Here is a 24,691-nt window from a genome sequence, read left to right as displayed (position 1 = left end):
GGTTAAAGACTGATGCGATGCTGAACTATAAAACGTAAAACAACATCATAAAGAAATGGCAGATAGCAGCAACTAAGACAAAGACATGCCATATTGCATGGCTATATTTTTTGTCTTTTTGCACGTAAAAAATGGTGCCTAGTGCGTAAATTAAGCCGCCGAGTGCAAGTAGTGCTATGCCTTCAGTTGCCAGTTGAGCATTGATCTTGTTTATTATCGTTAGTGAAATAAAGCCCATACCTAAATACGTAGCTAGCGATAACTTTTTATATTTATTACCAAATTTTATTTTAAATACTATGCCTAGCAAGGCAATGCCCCAGATAATGGCTAGCATTATCATGCCGACATCATCTGCCAATGTCACTAACATTAACGGCGTGTAGGTGCCGGCAATTAATAAATAAATCGCACAATGATCGAGCAGTTTAAATAGCTTTTTCGCTTTATCGTTCAGTAGTGCGTGATAAAGCGTCGAGGCACTAAAAAGCAAGATCAAACTTGTGCCATAAATGGCAAAGCTTGTCACTTTCAATATATCATTTTGCAGCCAAGCGAGTGTGATCAGCAGCGTTAAACCCGCAACACTCAATAATGTTGCTAGGCCATGGCTAATAGCATTAACGATTTCTTCTGATAAATCATAACTTTGACTTTGCACGCACAATTTCCTAATAATTTCAGCGTACACGTGTACGCTATTGCATGTTAACAAATTCAGTTTGAGAGTGCTAGTGGTCATACCTTGTCAACAAACCCTAAGGTACGAATAAAATAACTGTCTGGAAAATGTGAAGTTTTAAGGAGGAGTAGATGTAAATATACCGCAAGGGTGCTATGTGCTAGGGGAAAGTAATAAAAAAGAAGTATGCGCGCTTATACGCAAGTGCTATAAGCGCAAAAATTTATATTAAAGTGCTAGGTCAATAACCATCTCACGTAATTCATCTTTAGAGATTGAATTGTCATGGTTTTTATCAAAACGATTGAAAATGGTTTCGCACATGCGAATGCCTTTATCTTGTAGCAAACAGTCAATCAATTCGACAAATTCACTTCTATTGATTACGCCATCTTTGTCTTCATCAAACACTTCAAATAGTTCATCAACCCACTGATTTAATTCCATCAGTTATCCTCTTCTTGGCGAAATATATCTACTAATGACTTTATCGTTATTTTAGCAATATGTGAATGATTAATTATGTTATTTCATTTATTTGCACATTATTTCAGCACAGGTGCATATTTTATGGCTTAGATTGGCAACGTGCAACATCTTAATATTTCAGCACCAAGTCACTAACAACTCGATTGAGCCAAGAGCGATTTTATCACTAAATCCCTGATTATTGTTTTTGGTAAAAACACCTGCTTTCAGCACTCTTGGTAACAATTCCTACATAAGTTGTTGAATAAATTACTTATTCAATTAGTTTCTAATAGTTAATTAAATGTTACTTGAATGTTGTAATTGTCTATATTATATTCAGTGCCGATATATTGTATACAATATATCGGGTTGTCAATAAAATTAATAAATAATGATGAGTGCATTGCAATGCGCCAGAAGGGATTAACAATGTCAAAAAGAATAAAAAATGGCTTTGGGCCAAGAAAATCGTTAGCAGCAATAGCGGTAAGTACGGCTATTTTGCTTTCGTCACCTGCCGCTATGGCGGCAAGTGACGTTTATGGTCAAGCTCGAGGAACAATTGTTTCGTCTGGTGTTGATCTTGCAAATGTTACTGTTGTTTTAAAGCATGAGAGCAAAGGTATTAGCCGTAAAGTGACCACGAACTCTATCGGTGAATTTACATTAAAGGGCTTACCCGTTGGTAGGTATACCGCAACTATTTCAAAAGCAGGTTATCAAACTGCGGAAGTAACGGGTTTAACGATCACATTGGGTCAAACATCCGATCTTGGAAGTATTTCACTGGGCGATGATTCTATTGAGGTAATCGAGATCCGAGGTAGTGAGGTCGCCAAAATAGATTTGGAAAGTTCACAACAGGGGGTTGTTTTCAGCGCTTCAGAATTGGCCTTATTACCAATCGGTGAAGACCTTTCTTCTGTTGCTGTATTAGCTCCAGGCAATAGCATGGGGGCAAGCGGAATTTTTGATGGTATTGATGGCTCTGATGGTCGCTTAGTTAGTTCTGCAGGGGGCTCTGTTGCAGAGAATGGCTACTATTTAAATGGTTTTAATATTACTGATATTCGTTACAACGCGATTATTTCTGATTTTGCTTGGGAGGCTGTTGATCAAATTAATGTTATTAATGGTGGTATTCCAGCGCAGTACGGGCGTACCGTTGGTGGTGTTACTAATATGGTTGCGAAATCTGGAGCTAATGAGTTTTCATTTGGTGGCAAATTTGACTGGCAACCCAGTAGTTTAGGCGGTACTCGCCCAGACTTTAACTATGTTAAAACAGGTGGCGACGAATGGACAAACCATTATCGCAACTCTGAAAATAAAGTTGATAAAAAAGAACTTTCACTGTGGGCAAGTGGTGCATTAGTCGAAGATACGGCATTTTTCTACGTTTTATATGCGCCGTCGAATAATCAAGATGAATGGGCTGATGCTGGCACAGGCACAACTGAGTTCACAGAGCGAGAAGTAGAAAAAGACAACCTATTTGTTAACCTTGATTGGCAAGTCTTTGACGATCACGCGGTTAATTTTGTTTATATGGACAACCAACGTGAATCGACAAGTCACGATTATTTCTGGTCTCCTGTTACCGGTAAAGGCGATCTAAAAGCGGCAGACGTTGCAAATTTAGACCGCACAATTGAAACCGATAACAAAGTTTACATTTTTAGCTACAACGGCTATATAACTGATGATTTATCTGTTTCTGCTAGTTTGGGCAGAATGGAAACCATTAACGATCAACGTAGTGGTACACCTGATCAATTTTGGGTAGAAGATCGCCGTGGTGGCACCAAGTTAGTGACCAATACAGTAGGAATTTACAGTAATTATAGTGAAGATACACGTGATAGCTTACGAGTAGACTTTGAGTGGGATATTACTGAGAATCACACCTTATCCTTTGGTTACGAGCAGGATGATACTAACTCGAAAACGACTGGTCGAGGCCATGGCCCAGACGGACAACAATTTTCACGTTCACGTGTATATAATGCAGCAACGGAACGTACACGTTGGTGTACTGGCGGAAATTCGTGTGTAGACGGCAGTTTTACTATGCCTGTTGGCGATTATTATTATTCACGCCAATTTGATAAAGATGCAGATTTTGATGGTGAGTTTTCAGCTTATTATATTCAAGATACCTGGCAAGTAACCGAGCAGTTAGTGGCCACCCTTGGTGTGCGCAATGAAGCTTTTGCCAATACCACAAGTAATGGCGAAAAATGGATCGATATTGATAATCAGCTCGCCCCTAGACTTTCACTTAATTATGATATTTTAGGTGATGGTACTCAAAAAGTATTTTTCAACTATGGTCGTTACTATCAACCGGTTGCAGCACGAGTTAGTGAGCGTTTTGTTTCGCCTGAAACGGACGTACATTCATTTAGCCAAGTACTAAGTTTTGATGAAAATACCGGAGCCTTAACAACAGGTCCGGTTGAAGGTTATCAAGTTGTCGGTAATGGCGAAGTGCGTGACGGTGCAATCTTTGCTGATGCAGACCTTGACCCTATGTATTTAGATGGCTACAACTTAGGTTATGAAATTGTTGTCGATGACAATTGGGTGCTTGGACTAACAGCAACCTACCGTGATCTAAAAGTATCGATTGAAGACTCACAAGTTGATGGTTTTGCGGGTGAAAATGGCTGGGGAGTTTTACAATGGTGTGCCGATCAAAATAAAGATTGCTCTGGCTTTGAAAGTGTTGCTGGCCAAGTGTGGAACGGTGGTTCGGCAAGATTTATTAACCCAGGAACTGATTTAACTATTTGGGAAGACTTTAATGGCGATGGTACTTTAACGAAGGAAACTATTGATGCATCTTACTTAGGCTATCCGAAGGCTAAACGTAAATACAAGGCGCTTACATTTAGTTTTGATGGTGATGTTACCGAAGAGTTTCATATTGCCGGTTCATATACATGGAGCCGCTCTGAAGGTAATACCGAAGGTCTAGTGCGTTCGGACAACGAACAACGCGATCCGGGTTGGACACGTTCATTTGATGAGCCACAAATTGTTGAAGATGGCTACGGTCGTTTACCTAATGACCGTCCGCATAATTTCAAGCTTTGGGGTACCTATCAGATCACAGAAGATGTTATTGCTTCGTTTAATTACAACATTGTCTCAGGTGCACCGGTAAATCACTTTGGTTATCACGAAGACTTACCAGGTTGGGGGGCAGAGTATTTTAGGAAAGATGACCAAGCTGTTCCTCGTGGCACGGCTGGCAGAATGGAAAGTGTTCAAACGTTAAGCCTTGGCTTGAATTACTTTACGGACATATTCGATGGCCAAGCGTTATTCAGCTTGCAAGTTGATAACCCATTCGGTTGGGACAGTGTGACAAGTGTCAGACAAATAGGCGAAACCGCATCAGTACAGGATTTAGCTGACGATGATGCCATTACTGCTAATGATGATGCTTTGTGGAATACACCGAAAGGCTGGCAAGCCCCACGAAGCGTTCGTTTATCAGTTCGTTATGATTTTTAGATTGGTTTTCAACGAGAAACTATAATCTGTCGAAGTCAAAGCCGCTAACTCTCCCTAGCGGCTTTTTTTATGTGTAAATTTTTTCTGAATTAAATCAGTTAAAGCCTTACAGTATTTTCGATTTTTCTTGACGAACAGGGCAATATTCTATGGGTTCAACGATGCCATTTTTCTCGGTGTTATAGCACTCGCCAAGTAATGAGCAATAGCAAACTTTTAGCGTTAAATAGAAGCGTTCGTCGTTAAGTTTTTGCCAAAATGTTTGGTTTTCTTTTGCTAAGGCAAATGTTAAAAATTTAGTTTTTTCTTGGCCGGGAATTATGCTGTTAATTAATGGGCTCGTGATATATATCCCTTCAGTATCTACTTTGTTTTCTCTAATATTTTCTTTTACCCGGTTAAAATATTCTGTTGCTTCTGCTTCGCAACACGCTCGATAAAACTCTGATAAGCTGGCATAACTTTTTCCCTGATATTTATAGTCAACACGTTTGATGATGGCCGGGCCGACACCAGCATTTTTAAGTGTTAGGGTTAACTCTTGCTTTCTCAGTTCATTGTCCCAATTGCCACTGGTGAACTGCACTAAAGGCAAGGTCATGGCTTTGACTTGTCGTTCTGCAGCGTCAGCTTGGAGGTAAGTGGCATAAAATGAAGCCGCCGAAATTAAAATTGCGCATAAGGCGATTATTAAATTCAGCTTTTCACCACTTATGCCGGTTTTGCTATCGCCATCTTTTTCAGTTTGTTGAGCTTGTTCTGTGTTAACGTCGTTCATAAAAAAACCTATATTTTTCTTAATTATCAGGCGATTAAATTATAATTGTATTTTATTTTAGAAAAACTGTAATAAATTCGAAAGTGCCGAGACTATACAAGCAACATTATCATTAGGAAGGATAAAATGAAAATAACTTGGAAGAAGGTGTTGGCATTTGGGCTGTTGACTTTCATGCAACAAGCATTGGCAAGTGAGACAAAAAATGAAAACTTAACACTAGAAAATTGTCACTTAGGTGAAATACGTGCGCAAGTACAATGTGGGAAATTACAGGTACCTGAAAACTACCAACAGGCAAATGGTAATAAAATTTCGATTAATTTTGCCGTGTTACCGGCGATTGACAATAGTGAAAATAAAGCGCCGTTAATGTTTTTAGCCGGAGGTCCAGGCCAAGCCGCCGTTGAATTGGCTACCGGCTTAAACCGAGTATTTCACGAAGTAAGAAAAACCCGTGACATTATCTTAGTCGACCAACGTGGCACGGGCGAAAGTAGTGCCTTGGAGTGTGAATTTGACGCGGTTGAAAATGTTTATTCTGCTTTAGCTAGTGAGATGAATGCTCAAGAAGTTAAAGATTGTGTTGCTCAGTTTAAAGGTGATGTAAGGCAATATAATTCAGAAAATGCCATTAGAGATTTTGATGGTATTCGAGCGGCGCTTGGCCATGACAAAATAAATATTTATGGTGGCTCATATGGTACGCGTGCCGGCTTAGTGTATATGCGCATGTTCCCTGACTCGCTTGCCAGTGTTGTACTTGACAGTGTTGGCCCAATAGAAGTGCCAATTGGCATGTTTGGCCAAAGTGGCGCGCGTTCTTTCAATCTTCTGCTGGAAAACTGCAAAAATAGCACATCATGCCATCAAGCTTTTCCAAATTTGGCTGAAGAGTTTCAAGCGGTAAAATCGCGTTTGGCGGAAAAACCAGTGACACTCGATATTTTGCATCCGCGTCTAGGTACACCGACTAAGTTTGTTCTTGATGCTACTAAGTTTACTGGCAACTTGCGTTTTCAGTTATATGGTATGGAAGGTCGCTCTATGGTGCCTTTAGTTATCCATCAGGCGTATTTAGAGAACTATCAACCGTTACTTGGACTGATGGCTCGTACAGAAGATGAGCAACTGGTTTATACCGGATTACTGTTTAATATTGTTTGTAATGAAGACATGCCGAGACTCACCTCTGAGGTTAAAAAGGCTGACGGAGAAAATAACTTTGATGGCACCGACAGCCAATTTGCCTGGGAAATGGTTTGCCCATTTTTTCCGGAATATCGCCCTAGTGAAGATTTTTACCAAAGTGTCACTGCCGATATACCCACGTTAATATTATCAGGGAATTTAGACCCAGTAACGCCACCAAGTAACGGTGAATATTCTGCGAAAACTTTACCCAATAGCCATCATATTGTGGTTGAAAATGCTTCTCATACGGTGGCGATGAGTACCTGCGCAAATGTCATTATTAATGAGTTCTTAACTAAGAAAGATCCTAAATCACTAGACGAGTCTTGTCTTGAAGACGTTCCACAAGAGACATTTATGACCAGTGTTAATGGTATTCAATAAAGCAGGTACAGCGACAAGGGAAAGGAAATAAAAATGATTGAAGTTAATAACTTACATAAAAGCTTTATTGATAAGAAACACACAGTTAAAGCACTTGATGGTTTATCTTTTACCGCGAAAGATGGTGAAATTACGGGTATTTTGGGGCCCAATGGCGCAGGAAAAACCACCTGTTTGCGCACCCTTTATGGTTTACTGTCTGCTGATGAAGGCTATGCGACCATTGACGGCATTAAAGTCACAGAAGAGCCTTTGTTGGCGCGCGCTAAACTTGGTATTTTTCCAGATAAATTCGGCTTATATGAACGTTTAACGGCTTATGAGCAAATTGACTATTTTGCCAGTATTCATGGCATGTCAGGTAAGACAAAAAAACAAGCCATTGAACAAGTGATTGCTGATTTGGAGTTAGGCGATCTGGCACATCGTAAAACGGTTGGGTTTTCTCAAGGGCAGCGCATGAAAGTGACGTTAGCTCAATCATTAGTTCATCAACCGAAAAACTTTGTCCTTGATGAGCCTACTCGAGGCTTAGATGTTATGAGTACGCGAATATTGCGCAACCATTTAGCCAAATTTAAAGCCAAAGGGCACTGTATTTTGTTCTCTTCTCATGTCATGCAAGAGGTTGCGGCGCTATGTGATCGAGTGATTATTGTGGCTAATGGCAAACTTGCTGCACAGGGTACGCCACAAGAGCTTTGTGATTTAGCAGGAGAAAGCCATTTAGAAGAAGCGTTTGTAAAACTAATTGGCTCGGATGAGGGAGTAGCAGCATGATCCAGTTTAAGGCATTATTACTTAAAGAATATAAAGAAGCCTTTCGTGATAAACGCGCCTTAATGGTGGCGTTGATGATGGCATTTATGGCACCCGTTATGATAATGGTGATGTCAAAAATAATTATCGAAAAAGCGATTGATGAACCTCCTGTCTATATCAAATTTAGTGGTGCAGAGTACGCCCCTAAATTGATTACTCACTTAGCCGAGCAAAACCTTTTAAGCTTCTCTGACGCTCCTCAAGACGATAAAGCAATTTGGGATGAGCGTAATATTGTCATCGACATTCCACAAGACTATGCGAAAAATATGGCGGAAGGGAAAACCATTAAGGTGCACTTAAAAGCCGACTTTAATGATAAGGCGGTAGGGACGCCAGTTCGTCGAATTAATAATGCTGTGCGGGAATTTTCATTATCAATTGGTTATAAGCGTTTGCTATTGCGTGGTGTTGATATTCGCTTACTCAACGCAGTAAAAGTGGTTGAACAAGATACCGCAAAACCTGATGCAACATTTGTTATGATTTCGATGATGATGGGCTTATACATGATGATGGCGGCCTTTATGTCAGGACTTTCAGTTGCTATCGATTCCAGCGCTGGCGAACGTGAACGTAATGTCCTTGAAATGCTGTTGTGCCAGCCGGTGAGTACCATGAAAATTGTTTTGGCTAAGCTCTGTAGTGCTTCAACGATTTCTATTATTGGCGTGACTATGGTATTAGTGTTGACGTCAATTTCCGTTGGCTTTGTTGATTTAACTAAGATAGGCGCGACGTTTAGCTTAGGCGTTCCTAAAGCATTAACGTTATTATTCTTACTGTTACCTATTTGCTTCTTTGCCACCGCATGTCAGCTGTTTTTAGCCTTTCAAACCAAGAGTTTTAAAGAGGCGCAGTCAACCGTTAACATGATTATTGCCATACCTGCCTTTGTACCTGTTGCTTTAATGTTGATGGATGATCGTCCGCAGTGGTTAGATTGGTTACCTATTGCCGGACAGTCGTTAATTATGGAAGATATTTTCAAAGGCGTTGAGGTCAATTGGCTGGCAATGTTAACAACCAGTGGCGTGACGATCGCTATTACCATTGTATTAGTCACTATGTTGGCTAATAAGCTGAAATCTGAAAAAGTGGTTATGGCGTTAAGTTAAGCCTACATTAAGAAAAAGTAATGATTACCAAACTATTATCATGTTAAATTCTATGCCAATGAAAAGCTCAGCGCCTTATGAAAAAGTATTCACTCGTAAGCAAACTGAAAGCAAGGATAGTAGTTTGGATCATCAAGTCATTTTTCGTCAATGGTTGCAGGAGTATGAAAAGCTTCTTCGCCATATTATCATGGGCTTTGAAGCAAAACCGGCGATTCAAGATGAATTGTTTCAGGAAATCGCTTTAAATATTTGGCGTGCACTGCCCAAGTTTAGGCAGGAATCTAGCGCTAAAACATTTGTTGCGCGTATTGCCCATAACGTTCTTGCCACGCACGTTGCTAAAGCTATTAAAACGATCAAAACAGATAGTAACATCAGTGATATTAGTACTGATGAAGAAACTGAAGATAGTCAACGAACCCCATACCAAGAGTTAGATCAACAGCAACGACAGCAACGGCTGACCAGTGCTATTCGTAAATTAAAACTTGAACAACAACAAGTTATTACCTTGGCCTTAGAAGGCATGAGTTACCAAGAGATTGCTGATGTTTTAGCAATCAGCAGTAATTTAGTGGGTGTTAGGTTACAACGTGCAAAGGCTGCGTTGATGCAGATGCTGGAGGCCGAATGAACAAAGAAATAAAGCCAAATAATGCGATTGTTGAAGGTGAACAGCAAGCGGATTTACAAGCAAAAAATGAAACGCAAGCAACTGAACTTAAAAATGATGACGAGCAATTAACCGTTTTTGATGATGCATGGGCGGAATTGAGTCAAGACTGGCAAGCGCAACCAACACCGAAAACAGACATCAATGCATTAGTAAAACGTACTCGGCGAAGAACACGTGGCGCTAAGCTTTGCTTTGCCTTGAATATAATCGCGACACTAGGTTTACTCTTGGTGTTTCTATATGGTGTTTTTGATGGTCAGTTGGGGGACCCTGTAAACACCTATCTTGGTTTAGGTGGCCTGATATCACTCATTTTTGTTTATTTTGAAACTAAATTGCGCCTAGCGACCTGGTCACAATTATGTGATAGCCCAGAAAAAGCTATCGATAACGCTATTGCCGGCAGTGAATCTTCAATGAAATATCTGTGGATCACAAAAATTTCCTTTCTACCTTTTTTGCCGTTGGTGAATTGGTTTGTTTATACCGTAGGGCAAAGCAGTGAAAAACCACTATTGACGGCATTCCTAATAGCAAATGGTTTTATGTTAGCTATGTATCTTGTTGTGGAATACCTGCATAGAAAACGCAAGAAAGAATATCTGCAGTTATTGTCAATGAAATAATTATAAAAAACCATAAAAATGATATTGTGCGAATTATATTTTGTATTATGATTATTTTGTTGTTTTAAATTTGTTGTTTTTGTGTTTTTAAGACAGTATATTAGTCTAGGTGACTATTTGATGGTTTCGTTAAAAGCTTTTATCGCTAACCTCAAAGCATAATTGATTGCAAAATGAACTAAAAGAGCGTGGTTTTATCGTATACAACCCATACAAGTTCAGGCAGAATATGCCGCAATTATTTTTGACCTTGCTAATGTTGAAACAACAGAAAGCCAATTATTGCCGCTGGCAAACTATTTGAGGAAATAACATGTTTACACGTGAAATGAATATTGCTGATTTTGATCCAGAACTTTATCAAGCAATGAGCAATGAAGTTGTTCGTCAAGAAGAGCATATTGAACTCATCGCTTCAGAAAATTACTGTAGCCCACGTGTACTCGAAGCTCAAGGTTCACAGTTAACCAATAAATATGCCGAAGGCTACCCAGGCAAGCGTTACTATGGTGGTTGTGAATACGTTGATGTTGCAGAGCAATTAGCGATTGACCGCGCAAAAGAATTATTTGGTGCTACGTACGCAAACGTGCAACCACATGCAGGTTCACAAGCCAATGCAGCAGTATTTCAAGCGTTAGTTACACCTGGCGGTAAAGTGTTAGGTATGAGCTTAGCTCATGGTGGTCACTTAACACATGGTTCACATGTAAACTTTTCAGGTAAGTCTTACGAAGCTATTCAATACGGTTTACACCCAGAAACTGGTGATATTGATTATGCTGAACTAGAGCGTTTAGCCATTGAACACAAGCCTGAAATGATCATCGGTGGTTTCTCTGCGTTTTCTGGTGTTGTTGACTGGGCTCGTATGCGTGAAATTGCAGATAAAGTTGGCGCTTATTTCTTCGTTGATATGGCGCACGTTGCTGGTTTAGTTGCAGCAGGTCTTTATCCTAACCCGGTACCACATGCACACGTAGTCACAACCACAACCCATAAAACATTAGCAGGCCCACGTGGCGGCCTAATTGTTTCTGGTTGTGATGACGAAGCTATCTACAAAAAATTAAACAGTGCGGTATTCCCTGGTGGCCAAGGTGGCCCACTAATGCACATTATCGCGGCAAAAGCTGTAGCGTTTAAAGAAGCATTAGCGCCAGAATTTAAAGCGTACCAACAAAATGTATTAGACAATGCCAAAGCTATGGTGGCGGTATTACAAGAGCGTGGCTATAAAGTAGTTTCAAACGGTACTGAAAACCACTTATTACTACTTGATTTAATTGATAAAGATATTACAGGTAAAGATGCAGATGCAGCCTTAGGCCGTGCGCATATCACAGTGAATAAAAACTCTGTGCCGAACGATCCACGTTCACCATTTGTTACTTCGGGCTTACGTTTAGGTACCCCTGCCATCACTCGTCGTGGTTTTGGTACTGAAGAAACACGCACAATTACTGCATGGATCTGTGATATTTTAGACGATATCAATAACGAAGAAACAATTGCCAAAGTACAAGCAGGCGTTAAAGAACTTTGTGCTCGCTTCCCTGTTTATAAGTAATTCTACTTATGGATGAGCGAAGTAAATATTACTTTGCTGTATTAAAATAGCTTTTTAAAAATGGCCACTTTGTGGCCATTTTTTTATATACGCATGCCACTTGAATATGCAGAATTCAACAAGTCGAAAAAGGGGCAGCACCAAGGCATTGATTGAATAGAATGGTTGTTCCATTGTAAAAATTAATAACGCCGGAGCTGGCCCTTTATCGCCTTGCCTTGCGAGAGCTAAGCTAGAAAATCAGTTCAGTGTTACAGCACTTAGTAAGAGAATAATCATTACCTGCATGCGGCGCCTTACTCTGATTTCCTAGCTTAACTCTGAAACTGCATCTTCAAATGGTTTGGGTATAAGTAAGTTAATTTCATATTCCTGTTAAGATTTTTAGCTTAATGAACGGTTTTCAATTAAAATGCTGGTAATTAAATTACTCATGACTAGTTAACGACGGAACTCATCAATGTATTGTCCTTTTTGCTCAGCCACCGATACTAAAGTTATCGACTCTCGTTTAGTGTCCGACGGCCATCAGGTGCGCCGTCGTCGCGAATGCTTAGCTTGTCATGAAAGATATACAACGTTTGAAAGTGCCGAGCTAGTTATGCCTCGCATTATTAAGCGTGACGGCTCACGAGAACCTTTTAACGAAGATAAAATGCGCAACGGTTTAGTACGTGCGCTAGAGAAAAGACCGGTTAGCACCGAAGAAATGGAATTATCGATCAATAAGTTAAAATCTAAATTGCGTGCAACAGGCGAACGAGAAGTTTCCAGTGAGCTGTTAGGCACCATTATTATGGAACAACTTAAGAGCTTAGACAAAGTCGCTTATATTCGTTTTGCTTCGGTATATCGCTCGTTTGAAGATATTAAAGAGTTTGGTGAAGAAATAGCCCGTTTGGGCGACGACGAATAACGTAAATTAGGTCATTTCATACTAGGTGCCCACGTGAAACAATTTTCTGCCGAAGACCATCAATTTATGCAACGCGCTATAGCACTGGCTAAGCGCGGCCACTTTACCACATCGCCGAACCCAAGAGTTGGCTGTGTGTTGGTGTTAAATGGTGAAATAGTTGGAGAAGGTTTTCATCAAAAAGCCGGCGAAGGCCATGCCGAAGTTAATGCTTTAAAGCAAGCTGGTGATAAAGCCAAAGGTGCTACTGCCTATGTCACGTTAGAGCCATGTAGCCATTATGGCTTAACGCCACCATGTGCAGAAGCATTAATTAAGGCTCAAGTTGGCCATGTTATTGCCGCTATGGTTGACCCAAACCCGAAAGTGTCGGGTCGAGGTTTAGAAATTTTACAAGCTGCCGGCATTACAACGCAATTTGGCTTATTAGGGCAAGACGCCCGCGCACTGAATCCTGGTTTTATCCATTTAATGACCACCAAATTACCCTATGTGCGCTGTAAACTGGCGGCAAGTTTAGACGGTAAAACCGCCATGGCCAGCGGCGAAAGTCAGTGGATAACTGCTAATGAAGCGAGAACTGACGTGCAACGATTACGCGCACAAAGCTGCGGCATCATTTGTGGTGCGGATTCAGTTATTTTTGATGATGCAAAAATGAACGTGCGCTGGCAGTCACTTGGTGAGCTTAAAAACACGTATCCAGAAAGCGAGGTTAGGCAGCCAGTACGTATTATTATTGATAGTCGTAACCGTTTAACACCTGAGCTGGCGATATTTCAACAGCCGGGTAAAATATTAATCATTCGACATGCCATTGAAAATAGCCAAGATTGGCCGCACTTTGTAGAACAGGTACAAATTCCACAGGCGGCTAATAGAAAACATATCGACCTACAATTACTGTTAGCATATTTGGGCAAGCAGGGACTAAATGATATTTTAATTGAATCAGGTGCACAGCTGAGTGGTGCCTTTATCGAGCAAAATTTAGTTGATGAATTAGTGCTATATCAAGCCGCGAAATTGATGGGTAGTGACGGTAAAGGTTTAGTCAACATGCCAGCAATAGAGAAACTTTCTGATGCGAAAGCGCTTGATATTATCGATATGCGCATGGTGGGACAAGATATTAGAATAACGGCAAAATTTTACCGTTAAATACATTAGCAAATAGTAACGACCATAATAACCGCGACAACTATTGAAATATAGGTTAACGAGAAAATGTTTACAGGAATTATAGAAGCAGTAGGGCGTTTAAGGGCGATTAATAGCTCAGGTGATGGTGCACGTGTCACTATTGAAACCGGCGTATTAGATTTATCAGATGTTAAGTTGGGTGACTCAATCGCCACTAATGGTATTTGTTTGACGGTTGTTGCAGTTGATAATTCAAGCTTTAGTGCTGATGTTTCCAGTGAAACTTTAACCCGTACTGGCCTAGCGCATTATCAGATCGGTGATAATGTAAACCTTGAAAAGGCGATGTTGCCAACCACACGATTTGGCGGCCATATGGTGTCGGGCCATGTCGACGCCGTGAGTGAAATTACCAGTATCGAACATAAAGGTAATAGCATTGACTATTGGCTAACTATGCCTGCAGAGCTTGCAGCATATATTGCGGAAAAAGGCTCTGTCACAATTGATGGCACCAGCTTAACGGTTAATAGCTTAACGGCTGATAAATTTCGCTTAACCATAGTGCCGCATACCACACAACAAACAATTATCAGTAAATACCAAGTTGGCACTAAAGTTAACTTAGAAGTTGATTTAATTGCCCGCTATATAGAAAGATTACTTACCAAGCAAAGCTCTGACCAACAAGAACCGTCAGGGGTTACGCATGCGCTGTTAGCGCGTAGTGGTTTTATTAAATAAAGAGGTTGTCATGAATTTACACACGCCACAAGAGATTATCGACGATATAGCTCAAGGCAAAATGGTCATCTTAATGGATGATGAAGATCGCGAAAATGAAGGTGACTTCATTATGGCTGCAGAAAAAGTAACGCCTGAGGCGATCAACTTTATGGCAACGCATGGTCGTGGTCTTATTTGCATGCCAATGTCAGCGGAGCGCTGTGAAGTTTTAAAATTACCATTAATGGTTGATAAGAATGACGCACAGTTTACCACCAACTTTACCGTTTCTATTGAAGCCGCAGAAGGCGTTACCACAGGTATTTCTGCAGCCGACCGAGCGACAACAGTGCTAGCGGCGGTGGCGAAAGATGCTGATCATAATTCGATTGTGCAACCAGGCCATATTTTTCCACTAATCGCGAAAGATGGTGGGGTATTAAATCGTGCGGGGCACACTGAAGCAGGTGTTGATTTAGCGCGCTTAGCTGGTCTTGAAGCCGCGGCTGTTATCGTGGAGATCCTAAATGAAGATGGCACTATGGCGCGTCGTCCTGATCTAGAAATTATAGCCGAAAAGCACGGCGTAAAAATGGGCACCATTGCCGATTTAATAGAATATCGCAACGCCAATGAAACCACCATTGAGCGTGTTTCTCAGTGTAAACTGCCAACCGCTTTTGGTGACTTTGATTTAACAGTATTTAAAGACACTATTGACGGCCAAGCACACTTTGCCTTAACGAAAGGCGAGATTAATGCTGATGAGCCAACGTTAGTGCGTGTGCACTTAGAAAACACTTTTAGAGATTTATTATTTAGCCAACGTGAAAGTGTCGCCAAATGGCCTATGGCTAACGCGCTAGAAAAAATAGGCAAAGAAGGTGGTGTGTTAGTGCTACTAGGTAAGCATGAGTCACCATTAGAGCTGATCGCCCAAGTAGAAAAATATGCCAAACTAGATGCTGGCGAAACCGTGAAAGAAGTGAAACGTCACGTTGGCTCACGCAATGTTGGTGTTGGCTCGCAAATACTGGCTAACTTAGGTGTTAGCAAGATGCGCTTATTAAGCTCACAGACTAAATATCATTCATTGTCAGGTTTTGGTTTAGAAGTGGTGGAATATATCGCTGAATAATCGATTATTGATGCTTTAAATATAGTCACTTTTTCATATCGACAGATATGGAAGTCTTAATGTCGAGAAGCCAAGGATGGCTATGAACGACTAGGTGACCGTGACATACTGTACATACACGCTCCTTTGCATCCATGCAACCGCGACATACCGTACATCTTGTACATACACGCTCCTTTGCATCCATGCAACCGCGACATACCGTACATCCTGTACATAAAAAAAGCGATTTGAATGACTTCAAATCGCTTTTTCGTTTTAAGATATTTATTAAATTAAGGCTTAAATCAAGACGTGTACTAAGCAATAAACTGAGTAATTTTATCTACGATACCTTTACCATCTAAGCCAAGTTCTTGATGGATTTCAGCTTGTGTGCCGTGTTTAATAAAATTATCTGGTAAGCCAATATTGAGAATTTTCTTCATTATGCCTTGGCTGAGAACATACTCATTAACCCCTGAGCCTGCGCCGCCTGCAATGGCATTATCTTCCACTGTCACAATGACATCATGCTGTGCACAAAGCTCGTTGATAAGTGCTTGATCTAGTGGCTTGACGAAACGCATATCAACTAAAGTTGCATTCAATGTTTCTGCAGCTAATTTTGCTTCAGCTAAGGTAGTACCGAAGTTAAGTATCGCAACCTTACTTGCTGGAGCGGTTTCAGCTATTACACGAATACGCTTGCCTTTACCCACTTCAATGGTTTCATTAATTGCCGGTAAGGTTGCGCCATTGCCGCTACCACGAGGGTAACGAACCGCAGCTGGTGCATTTAATTGATAACCGGTATTTAGCATAAGTTGACATTCACGCTCGTCAGATGGAGCCATGATGGTAAGGTTTGGAATGCAACGCATAAAGCTTAAATCGAATGAGCCTTGATGGGTTGGACCATCAGCGCCAACAATGCCAGCGCGATCAATGGCAAATAATACCGGTAAGTTTTGAATGGCAACATCATGAATGAATTGATCATAACCACGTTGTAAGAAACTTGAGTATATTGCTACAACAGGCTTACGACCACCAATTGCTAATCCCGCAGCAAATGTAACCGCATGCTGTTCAGCGATAGCAACATCAAAATATTGTTGGGGAAAGCGTTGGCTAAATTCAACCATGCCAGAGCCTTCACGCATGGCTGGCGTTATTGCAGCAAGTTTATTGTCTTGTTCGGCAGTTTTGCATAACCAGTCACCAAATATTGCTGAATAGGTTGGCAAACTTGGCGCACTTTTCGGCAGCGTGGTTTCGGTGTGATCAAATTTTGGAACCGCATGGTACTTGATCGGGTCTTGTTCAGCTTGTTGGTAACCTTTGCCCTTTTTAGTGGCAATATGCAGTAATTGTGGACCTTTAAGGTTACGCATATTGGAAATGGTATCAACTAAACCGTCAACATCGTGACCATCAATTGGGCCAATGTAATTAAAGCCAAGTTCTTCGAAGAAGGTGCTGGGTACCACCATGCCTTTGAGGTGTTCTTCGGCGCGACTGGCTAATTCTTTGATCGGCGGAATATTTTTAAGTATGCGCTTACTACCTTCACGAATACCGGTATAAAGGCTTCCCGAAAGCATTTTTGCTAAATGGTTGTTTAACGCACCAACGTTTTCTGAAATTGACATTTCGTTATCATTTAAAATGACTAACATGTCTTTATTAATATCACCGGCATGATTTAACGCTTCAAATGCCATTCCTGCGGTCATGGCACCGTCACCAATAACAGCAACGACTTTACGGTTTTTCGCTTCTTTCTCTGCGGCAACAGCCATACCTAGTGCAGCAGAAATAGAGGTGCTTGAATGACCAACGCTTAATACGTCGTATTCACTTTCTTCTCGCCATGGAAATGGATGAAGGCCGTCTTTTTGACGTATGGTGTGTAACTGATCACGCCTGCCGGTTAATATTTTGTGTGGGTATGCTTGATGACCAACATCCCAAATTAAGTGATCAAATGGTGTGTTATAGACGTAGTGCAGAGCGACGGTTAATTCGATGGTGCCTAAACCTGAGGCAAAGTGGCCACTACTTTTACTTACCGAATTTAATAAGTAACGTCTTAATTCTTCACTGGTTTGTGCTAATTGCTTTTGATCTAATTTACGTAAGTCATCAGGGGTATTGATGTTGGCCAGTAAAGGATATTCAGTCAGGTTTATAGTCATATTATTCTATTTAATTTAAATATTAATGTTTGCGATTGATTATGAAAGTCGCAAAATCGGATAAATTCTGTGTATTGTAGGGCAAAGTGGCTAAAGCTTGAAGCGCTTGTTGATATAAGTTGTCAGCTTTTTCTTGTGCACCTTGCAAACCGAGCAATGCTGGGTAAGTACTTTTTTCCGCCGCTAGGTCCGACCCAGCCGGCTTGCCAAGCTCTTCTTCGGTTGAGGTGATGTCGATAATATCATCACGCACTTGGTACGCTAAGCCCACTAGTTTTGCATAGCGAGATAGTTGCTCTTTATCCTTTTTCGTTGCCTCAGTACTGCATTCGGCAGCCATCATTACCGACGCTTCTAATAATGCCCCGGTTTTTAAAGAATGCAATGTTTCTAATGCATCAAGCGAAATCGCTTTGCCTGTTGCCGCTAAATCTAATGCTTGACCACCACACATTCCTTGATAGCCGCTGGCGTTAACCAAATGGCGAAGTAACTCAATGCGTTTGGGGGCGACTTCCTCTGAGAATTCATGATTGGCAATAATATCAAAAGCTAAGGTTTGCAGGCTATCACCGGCCAGAATAGCAGTCGCTTCATCAAAGGCTTTGTGGCAAGTGGGCTGTCCTCGACGTAAATCATCATCGTCCATTGCCGGTAGATCATCATGCAATAATGAGTAGGCGTGAATGCACTCTAATGCCGCGGCAACGCCATCGATGTCACTTTGTTTAGCATTTAGTGATTCGCCGGTAATATAGGCAAGATAGGGACGCATGCGTTTGCCGCCAATGAGTAAGCCATAGCGCATGGCGGCATGCAGTTTTTCATCATTAATAGGTAAACTTTCAAGTTTATCAATTAAGTAATTGTCAATGCGCGTTTGCACAACGGCAATATCTGTTAGTTTAGTCACTATTATTATTCTCGTCAGTGATAAACGTTGCTAACTGAGCTTTGCCATTTTTTTCCAATAGTATATTGATTTGTTGTTCAGCGCCTTGTAGCTTTTCTTGGTTGTGCTGGCTTAAATGTAAACCACGTTCGAATAAACTCATTGAGTCTTCAAGGTTAAGGTCACCTTGTTCTAAATTTTGCACTATGGTTTCCAATTCAGCTAAGGATTCTTCGAAGCTTAAATTCTCTATTTTTTTTCTTGCCATGGACTTTTTTTAGCCTGATATGAACTCTAGGCGCAAACTTACCTTAGCTGGGGCGCTGGGTCAATTAATGATGAATTAAAGCCAGATAGTAAAATATTGCTAACTGCTTCTTAAGTTATTGACAATATGGGCGATAATACAGGTATAAGTAAAAATATAAGTATTCGCCTAACACCTATTCATCAGGTATTATCAACTTAGCGAGTATATCTAGAGAATTTATCGGAGGCATTTGTGGATTTAGCAACGCTATTGGGAATGGTTGGAGCTATTGGCTTTATTGTAATGGCAATGGTGTTAGGTGGCGACATCAATATGTTCGTCGATACCCAATCGATACTGATTGTTTTTTGTGGTTCAATCTTCGTGGTGCTTTCTAATTATAATATGGGGCAGTTTTTCACTATCGGAAAAATTGCCGGAAAAGCGTTTTTATTCAAAATTGAACAACCTGATGAGCTGATTGAAAAATCAGTTGAAATGGCTGACGCAGCACGTAAAGGTGGCTTTCTTGCGTTAGAAGAAGCCGAAATCTCCAATGCCTTTATGCAAAAAGGCGTCGACATGCTGGTTGATGGTCATGATGCCGATGTTGTGCGTGGTACCTTACAAAAAGATATTACCTTAACCAGTGAACGTCATGAAACTGGCATTGGTATGATGATGGGACTCGCCGATGTTGCGCCAGCAATGGGTATGATAGGTACCTTGATTGGTCTAGTTGCCATGCTGTCAAACATGGATGATCCGAAAGCGATTGGCCCAGCAATGGCGGTGGCACTTTTAACAACTTTATATGGTGCATTTTTAGCTAACGTTATTGCCATACCTATCGCCAATAAACTTAAGCTGCGTTTGAATGAAGAGAAAATGAATCAACAGCTTATTCTTGATGCCGTATTAGGGATTCAAGATGGTCAAAACCCTCGTGTTATTGAAGGCTTGTTGAAAAACTATCTTGCGGAAAGTAAGCGTACCATTAGTACCACCGAAGAGTAGCGGGAGTAAATTATGGAAGAAGAATGTAAATGTCCCCCCCCAGGGCTACCCGCATGGATGGGGACATTCGCTGATCTCATGTCATTATTGATGTGTTTCTTTGTCTTACTTTTGTCATTCTCGGAAATGGATGTCTTAAAGTTTAAGCAAATTGCCGGTTCGATGAAGTTTGCTTTTGGTGTGCAAAATAAAATTGAAGTAAAGGACATTCCTAAAGGTACCAGTATTATCGCTCAGGAGTTTCGCCCGGGTAAACCTGAGCCGACACCGATTGAAGTGATCCAGCAGCAAACCATGGAAATGACTCAGCAAATGCTGGAATTCCAAGCGGGTGATGAAACCTCTGCTGGTGGTCGACAAGAACAACGTGGCACGGAGCGCGGTGGTCAATCACAAAGTACCGCTGATGAAATGTCGGCGCAAGCGATGCAAAAAGCTAAAGAAGAGTTGGAGCAAGCGTCACAAGAGCAGGTAAATGAGTTAGTTAAGAAAATTGCAGAACAACTTGAACAACAAATTCAAGACGGTGCTATTGAGCTGGAATCCTTAGGCCAACAAGTGATTATTCGCATTCGTGAGAATGGTTCATTTCCATCGGGTTCGGCATTTTTGCAGCCGCAATTTAAACCTATCATGCGTGATATTGGCTTGCTATTAAATACCGTACCGGGAGAGATTATGATTTCGGGCAATACCGACAATCAAGGTATAAACTCTGAGTTATTTACTTCAAACTGGGATTTATCAAGTAAACGTGCGGTGGCTATTGCTCATGAAATTATTAAAGTGCCGGGGTTTGATCAATCGCGTTTATTGGTTGTTGGCCATGCGGATACTAGGCCGTTAGTACCGAATACTAATCGTTTAAATCGCAGAAGAAATCGTCGTGTAGAAATTGCCATTAATCAAGGTAAAGCAAAGGAAACTGAGCCGGTATCTATTAGGCAAGAATAAAAAAGTTAATAACGTTTTGTTGCTAAAAATAAGGAGTACAAATGATGTACTCCTTTTTTTATGGCTGTACTAGATTTTAGTGTATAATGCGCGCCATTCTATTTATGGGTGTTATTATCGATGAAATTTATTGTTAAGTTACAGGCTGAAATTACCATTAAAAGCCGTCCGGTGCGTAAGCGTTTTACTAAGATCTTAGAGTCAAATGTGAAAAATGTTTTACGTCGTGTTGATGAACAAGTTACAACGCGAATGAACTGGGACAATATTGAAGTTAATACTGCGAATAACACGCCAGAAAACCGTTTAAAGTTAATCAATACCTTAAAGTCGATTCCTGGTATTCCACTATTTATTGAAGTGCAGCAAACCAATTTTACAGACTTGCATGATATCTATGAAAAAACTTTAGCTGTTCATGCTAAAACTATAGAAAATAAAAGCTTTTGTGTGCGAGTTAAGCGTACCGGTACCCATGACTTTAATTCTATTAAGGTTGAACAATATGTTGGTGGTGGTTTAAATCAACAGGTCGAATCGGCACGAGTTAAATTATCTAAGCCTGATGTAACGGTGCATTTAGAAATTAAAAACGAAAACTTATTTATTGTTACCGAGCGCCATCAAGGGATGGGCGGTTTCCCAATTGCTACACAAGAAGATGTTTTGTCATTAATGTCAGGTGGTTTTGATTCCGGAGTTGCTAGTTATCAAATGATCAAGAAGGGGGCTCGTACTCATTACTGTTTCTTTAACTTAGGTGGTGCAGCGCACGAAGTGGGCGTTAAGCAAGTTAGTCATTATCTATGGGACAAGTACGGTGCGTCACATAGAGTGAAGTTTTTTGCTGTCGATTTTGAGCCCGTTGTCGCTGAAATATTAGAAAATATTGAAAATGGTCAAATGGGAGTCGTGCTTAAACGCATGATGATGCGGGCGGCAGCGAAAGTTGCTGAGAAAATGGGCATTCAAGCGTTAATAACTGGTGAAGCGTTAGGGCAAGTATCGAGCCAAACTCTAACTAACTTAAATGTTATTGATCGCGTAACTGAAACATTAATTTTGCGACCATTAGCTGCTTACGATAAACAAGATATTATTGATATTGCCCGTAAAATTGGCACCGAAGATTTTGCCAAAACTATCCCAGAATATTGCGGTGTAATTTCTAAAAAGCCGACGGTAAAAGCCGTGTTATCTAAGGTTGAAGCAGAAGAAGCAAATTTTGATTTTTCAATTTTAGATAAAGTCGTTGAAGAAACTCGAGTTTTTGATATTCGTGATATTGGTAAAGACAGCGAGGAAGAAATTCATGCGGTTGATACGTTAGACAATATTCCAAAAAATTCAGTGCTATTAGATATTCGTAGCCCAGAAGAAGAAGATGAAAACCCGTTGGAAATTAATGGTGTTGAAATACAGCATATCCCTTTTTATAAGTTAGCAACGCAATTTGGCGACTTAGATAAAACGAAAGATTACTTATTGTATTGTGACCAAGGGGTAATGAGTAAGTTACAGGCACTTTACTTATTGGGGGCAGGCTTTACGAATGTTAAAGTTTATCGTCCTTAATATTTCGGTTTAAGATTACAGTATCAAAGGCCTTTATTATTAAAGGCCTTTTTAGTATTCAGGTTATAAATTTTCCAATGCCCTAACTTGCTGGAGTAACTTTTCATTTTCCGGCATTACCATATCGTTTTTTTCTGCTAAATTAACCACATAGCCATTGATATAATCTATTTCCGTGCGTCTGTTAAGGAGAATATCACTACGCATTGAAGAACAGTTGTTTGCGGTTTTTTCTGCCACCGCTAATACCTGTGATTTTAATTCATTGAACTCGAATGTGCAGTCGTCGAGTTGCGCAACCATTACTATTTCTTTGAGTAAGCTGTCGACTAACGGCTTGTACTTAGCATCAAGTATTTGGCCATTATCAATATTATATATCGCAGTAATTGGATTGATAACACAATTAATCGCTAGCTTGAGCCATTGCTTTGTTTTGATATTGTCAGTTAAGGTCAGTGTCGGTAGTGCTTCAGACAATACCTTGAACGTTTTTCGTGATAAATCGGCCGTTGGTTGTTGGCTTATCGAGCCGAAATCACTATGCCCAAGCCCAGTATGTTGAATGTGAAAAGGGCTAATAACTTTACTACCATGGGTGGTTAATAACAGATAGCAAGGTTGTGATAATGGCTTAAATAAGTCAAAACTTATCATGCCATTATGGCAAAAAACTATGATGCAGCTGGCATTAAGTTGTGGGGATAACTTTTTTAATGCCAACTCGATATGATAAGACTTTACACAAATTAGCACCATATCAGCACTGTTTATTGTTTTATTTGTCGCGAATGTTAGTGACCGACTTATTGTTTGGCCATTAATATCAGTAAAAAGAGTTTCAGAAGGCGGAGACTTGGCACGTGCTGAACACAATAAGCTAACCTGATTACTAGGCGCTTTAGTTAATTGCTGATACCAAAGTAAACCGATAGCCCCTTGCCCAACGATAACAATATTCATTGTGGTTACCGAATACTTGAACGATTTCGATACATCAGAATTGACCACCTAATAATACCAAATAAGGTAATACCGATGAGATCAGAGAAAAAATCATTAAACTCACCGTTTCTAAAGCCTAAATAATATTGCCCAAGCTCAGTTAATGCCCCATAAAAAGCAACCGTTAGCATAGTATTAATCAGTGGCAGTTTTAAAATGCTGTGCAGCACCCAAGTGAGAATGAAAAAACTGATAATGTGGCCAATAGAGTCAATTTCTGTACTGCGAAAAACGAGGCGTTGAAAATCGTTTGAGCTAAAATAAAGAGCAAAAAACAGTGCGATAATTAGAGCGAGAATTGATAAATGATAGCGACTTTTCATTAAATTGTAGGCTGTTATATTTTGCTAGCTTTAAGTGAGCTTTATCATAGCAGGGCTAAATGAGTAAAACTATCTATCTTCGGTTGTTGAATTCGCCTATTTTGGGCATGACGAATAGTGTTGCGGACTAATTTGTGCCGATGAATATTGGTATTGCAAACAGAAATTGATAATATATCGCTAATTTTTGCAAGAATGAGATTTATTATGCCTTCAATGGATATTGTTTCCGAAATAAATTTGGAAGAAGTTAGAAACGCTACTGACAATGCGACTCGCGAGTTATCCACACGTTTTGATTTTCGTGGTGTAGACGCTAGTTTTACCTGGAAAAGTCCAGCCGTGACCATGAAAGGTGATGCTGATAGTCGCTTAAAGCAAATGGCAGATATGTTGCGAGCTCAATTAGCAAAAAGAAATATTGATGCCAAAGCTTTAACCTTAGGTAGCATTGAAAGTTCAGGGCGAAATTTTAGCCAAGTGGTAACCTTTAAAGAAGGTATAGAGCAACCCGTTGCAAAAAAAGTGGTTAAGTTGATTAAAGACAGCAAATTAAAAGTGCAAGCGTCCATTCAAGGTGAGCAAGTGCGTGTTACTGGCAAGAAGCGTGATGACTTACAAGCGGTGATGAAGTTAGTGCGAGAAGCTGAACTAGAGCAGTCATTTCAATTTAATAACTTTAGAGATTAGTTTTCTGCGCTATTTATGATGCTGTTATGTGATGGC

General features: G+C 40.4%; 23 protein-coding genes. 15 read left to right on the top strand and 8 right to left on the bottom strand.

Annotated elements, in window-relative coordinates; translation table 11 throughout:
* Positions 1-25 precede the first annotated feature (25 nt).
* Positions 26-661: a PAQR family membrane homeostasis protein TrhA gene (gene trhA / locus AC27JP_RS03615; RefSeq protein WP_487112144.1), complete on the bottom strand. Its 636-nt coding sequence runs from the start codon at positions 659-661 to the stop codon at positions 26-28.
* A 249-nt stretch (positions 662-910) separates the two neighbouring features.
* A complete protein-coding gene (locus AC27JP_RS03610; RefSeq protein WP_077286225.1) occupies positions 911-1,129 on the bottom strand; it encodes an EF-hand domain-containing protein in 219 nt (72 codons plus the stop codon).
* A 453-nt stretch (positions 1,130-1,582) separates the two neighbouring features.
* Between AC27JP_RS03610 and AC27JP_RS03605 the strand changes: the two genes are divergently transcribed.
* Positions 1,583-4,675, top strand: coding sequence for a TonB-dependent receptor (locus AC27JP_RS03605; RefSeq protein ID WP_487112142.1), 3,093 nt, complete (start codon positions 1,583-1,585; stop codon positions 4,673-4,675).
* A gap of 106 nt (positions 4,676-4,781) precedes the next feature.
* Here the strand turns inward: AC27JP_RS03605 and AC27JP_RS03600 are convergent, their stop codons facing one another.
* The gene (locus tag AC27JP_RS03600; protein WP_487112140.1) at positions 4,782-5,453 is read right to left on the bottom strand and encodes a hypothetical protein; all 672 of its coding nucleotides are present in this window, start codon (positions 5,451-5,453) and stop codon (positions 4,782-4,784) included.
* 126 nt (positions 5,454-5,579) lie between these two features.
* Between AC27JP_RS03600 and AC27JP_RS03595 the strand changes: the two genes are divergently transcribed.
* The 10 genes from AC27JP_RS03595 to ribBA all read left to right on the top strand — a co-directional run bounded on the left by AC27JP_RS03595 (position 5,580) and on the right by ribBA (position 15,769).
* Complete coding sequence (locus AC27JP_RS03595) at positions 5,580-7,031, top strand: alpha/beta fold hydrolase (protein WP_487112138.1); 1,452 nt, start codon at positions 5,580-5,582, stop codon at positions 7,029-7,031.
* 33 nt (positions 7,032-7,064) lie between these two features.
* Positions 7,065-7,811 carry an ABC transporter ATP-binding protein gene (locus tag AC27JP_RS03590; RefSeq protein WP_487112137.1) on the top strand — a complete coding sequence of 249 codons (747 nt, stop codon included), beginning with the start codon at positions 7,065-7,067 and terminating at the stop codon, positions 7,809-7,811.
* Positions 7,808-8,971, top strand: coding sequence for an ABC transporter permease (locus AC27JP_RS03585; protein ID WP_487112135.1), 1,164 nt, complete (start codon positions 7,808-7,810; stop codon positions 8,969-8,971). The genes AC27JP_RS03590 and AC27JP_RS03585 overlap by 4 nt, the downstream gene beginning before the upstream one ends.
* A 40-nt stretch (positions 8,972-9,011) precedes the next feature.
* Positions 9,012-9,608, top strand: coding sequence for an RNA polymerase sigma factor (locus AC27JP_RS03580; RefSeq protein WP_487112133.1), 597 nt, complete (start codon positions 9,012-9,014; stop codon positions 9,606-9,608).
* Entirely contained in the window at positions 9,605-10,276 is a 672-nt protein-coding gene (locus AC27JP_RS03575; RefSeq protein WP_487112131.1) for a hypothetical protein, read from the top strand. Before AC27JP_RS03580 ends, AC27JP_RS03575 begins: the two co-directional genes overlap by 4 nt.
* Positions 10,277-10,589: 313 nt before the next feature.
* Positions 10,590-11,846 carry a serine hydroxymethyltransferase gene (gene glyA, locus AC27JP_RS03570; protein WP_487112129.1) on the top strand — a complete coding sequence of 419 codons (1,257 nt, stop codon included), beginning with the start codon at positions 10,590-10,592 and terminating at the stop codon, positions 11,844-11,846.
* A 460-nt stretch (positions 11,847-12,306) separates the two neighbouring features.
* Entirely contained in the window at positions 12,307-12,762 is a 456-nt protein-coding gene (gene nrdR, locus AC27JP_RS03565) for a transcriptional regulator NrdR (RefSeq protein ID WP_487112127.1), read from the top strand.
* 33 nt (positions 12,763-12,795) lie between these two features.
* Positions 12,796-13,923, top strand: coding sequence for a bifunctional diaminohydroxyphosphoribosylaminopyrimidine deaminase/5-amino-6-(5-phosphoribosylamino)uracil reductase RibD (gene ribD, locus AC27JP_RS03560; protein ID WP_487112125.1), 1,128 nt, complete (start codon positions 12,796-12,798; stop codon positions 13,921-13,923).
* Between the two features lie 66 nt (positions 13,924-13,989).
* Positions 13,990-14,649, top strand: a complete 660-nt coding sequence (locus tag AC27JP_RS03555; protein ID WP_487112123.1) for a riboflavin synthase — start codon at positions 13,990-13,992, stop codon at positions 14,647-14,649.
* 10 nt (positions 14,650-14,659) lie between these two features.
* A complete protein-coding gene (gene ribBA / locus AC27JP_RS03550; RefSeq protein WP_487112121.1) occupies positions 14,660-15,769 on the top strand; it encodes a bifunctional 3,4-dihydroxy-2-butanone-4-phosphate synthase/GTP cyclohydrolase II in 1,110 nt (369 codons plus the stop codon).
* A 299-nt stretch (positions 15,770-16,068) separates the two neighbouring features.
* On the opposite strand, the gene dxs is transcribed toward ribBA, so the two are convergent.
* From dxs to xseB, 3 genes are read right to left on the bottom strand one after another with little or no spacing between them, the layout of a single operon-like run.
* Positions 16,069-17,949 carry a 1-deoxy-D-xylulose-5-phosphate synthase gene (gene dxs, locus AC27JP_RS03545; RefSeq protein WP_487112119.1) on the bottom strand — a complete coding sequence of 627 codons (1,881 nt, stop codon included), beginning with the start codon at positions 17,947-17,949 and terminating at the stop codon, positions 16,069-16,071.
* Positions 17,950-17,971: 22 nt separating this feature from the next.
* The gene (gene ispA, locus AC27JP_RS03540; RefSeq protein ID WP_487112117.1) at positions 17,972-18,862 is read right to left on the bottom strand and encodes a (2E,6E)-farnesyl diphosphate synthase; all 891 of its coding nucleotides are present in this window, start codon (positions 18,860-18,862) and stop codon (positions 17,972-17,974) included.
* The gene (xseB, locus tag AC27JP_RS03535; RefSeq protein ID WP_487112115.1) at positions 18,855-19,109 is read right to left on the bottom strand and encodes an exodeoxyribonuclease VII small subunit; all 255 of its coding nucleotides are present in this window, start codon (positions 19,107-19,109) and stop codon (positions 18,855-18,857) included. Before xseB ends, ispA begins: the two co-directional genes overlap by 8 nt.
* A gap of 234 nt (positions 19,110-19,343) precedes the next feature.
* Between xseB and pomA the strand changes: the two genes are divergently transcribed.
* From pomA to thiI, 3 genes are all read left to right on the top strand, one after another.
* Positions 19,344-20,108, top strand: coding sequence for a flagellar motor protein PomA (pomA, locus tag AC27JP_RS03530; protein WP_487112113.1), 765 nt, complete (start codon positions 19,344-19,346; stop codon positions 20,106-20,108).
* A 9-nt stretch (positions 20,109-20,117) separates the two neighbouring features.
* Positions 20,118-21,062 (top strand): flagellar motor protein MotB, encoded by a 945-nt coding sequence (locus AC27JP_RS03525; protein ID WP_487113441.1) that lies wholly within the window; start codon positions 20,118-20,120, stop codon positions 21,060-21,062.
* Positions 21,063-21,182: 120 nt separating this feature from the next.
* Positions 21,183-22,637, top strand: coding sequence for a tRNA uracil 4-sulfurtransferase ThiI (gene thiI / locus AC27JP_RS03520; protein ID WP_487112111.1), 1,455 nt, complete (start codon positions 21,183-21,185; stop codon positions 22,635-22,637).
* A gap of 63 nt (positions 22,638-22,700) precedes the next feature.
* On the opposite strand, the gene AC27JP_RS03515 is transcribed toward thiI, so the two are convergent.
* Positions 22,701-23,600, bottom strand: coding sequence for a ketopantoate reductase family protein (locus AC27JP_RS03515; RefSeq protein WP_487112109.1), 900 nt, complete (start codon positions 23,598-23,600; stop codon positions 22,701-22,703).
* Between the two features lie 5 nt (positions 23,601-23,605).
* The gene (locus AC27JP_RS03510; protein ID WP_487112107.1) at positions 23,606-23,965 is read right to left on the bottom strand and encodes a VanZ family protein; all 360 of its coding nucleotides are present in this window, start codon (positions 23,963-23,965) and stop codon (positions 23,606-23,608) included.
* Between the two features lie 207 nt (positions 23,966-24,172).
* Between AC27JP_RS03510 and AC27JP_RS03505 the strand changes: the two genes are divergently transcribed.
* On the top strand, positions 24,173-24,655 hold the full coding sequence (locus tag AC27JP_RS03505; protein ID WP_487112105.1) for a YajQ family cyclic di-GMP-binding protein: 483 nt from the start codon (positions 24,173-24,175) through the stop codon (positions 24,653-24,655).
* The last annotated feature ends 36 nt before the right edge of the window (positions 24,656-24,691 follow it).

This window comes from Colwellia sp. SU-HH01172 (assembly GCF_057553355.1).
Note: the sequence above shows the minus strand (reverse complement) of the source record. Positions and strands in the feature narration are given on the sequence as shown.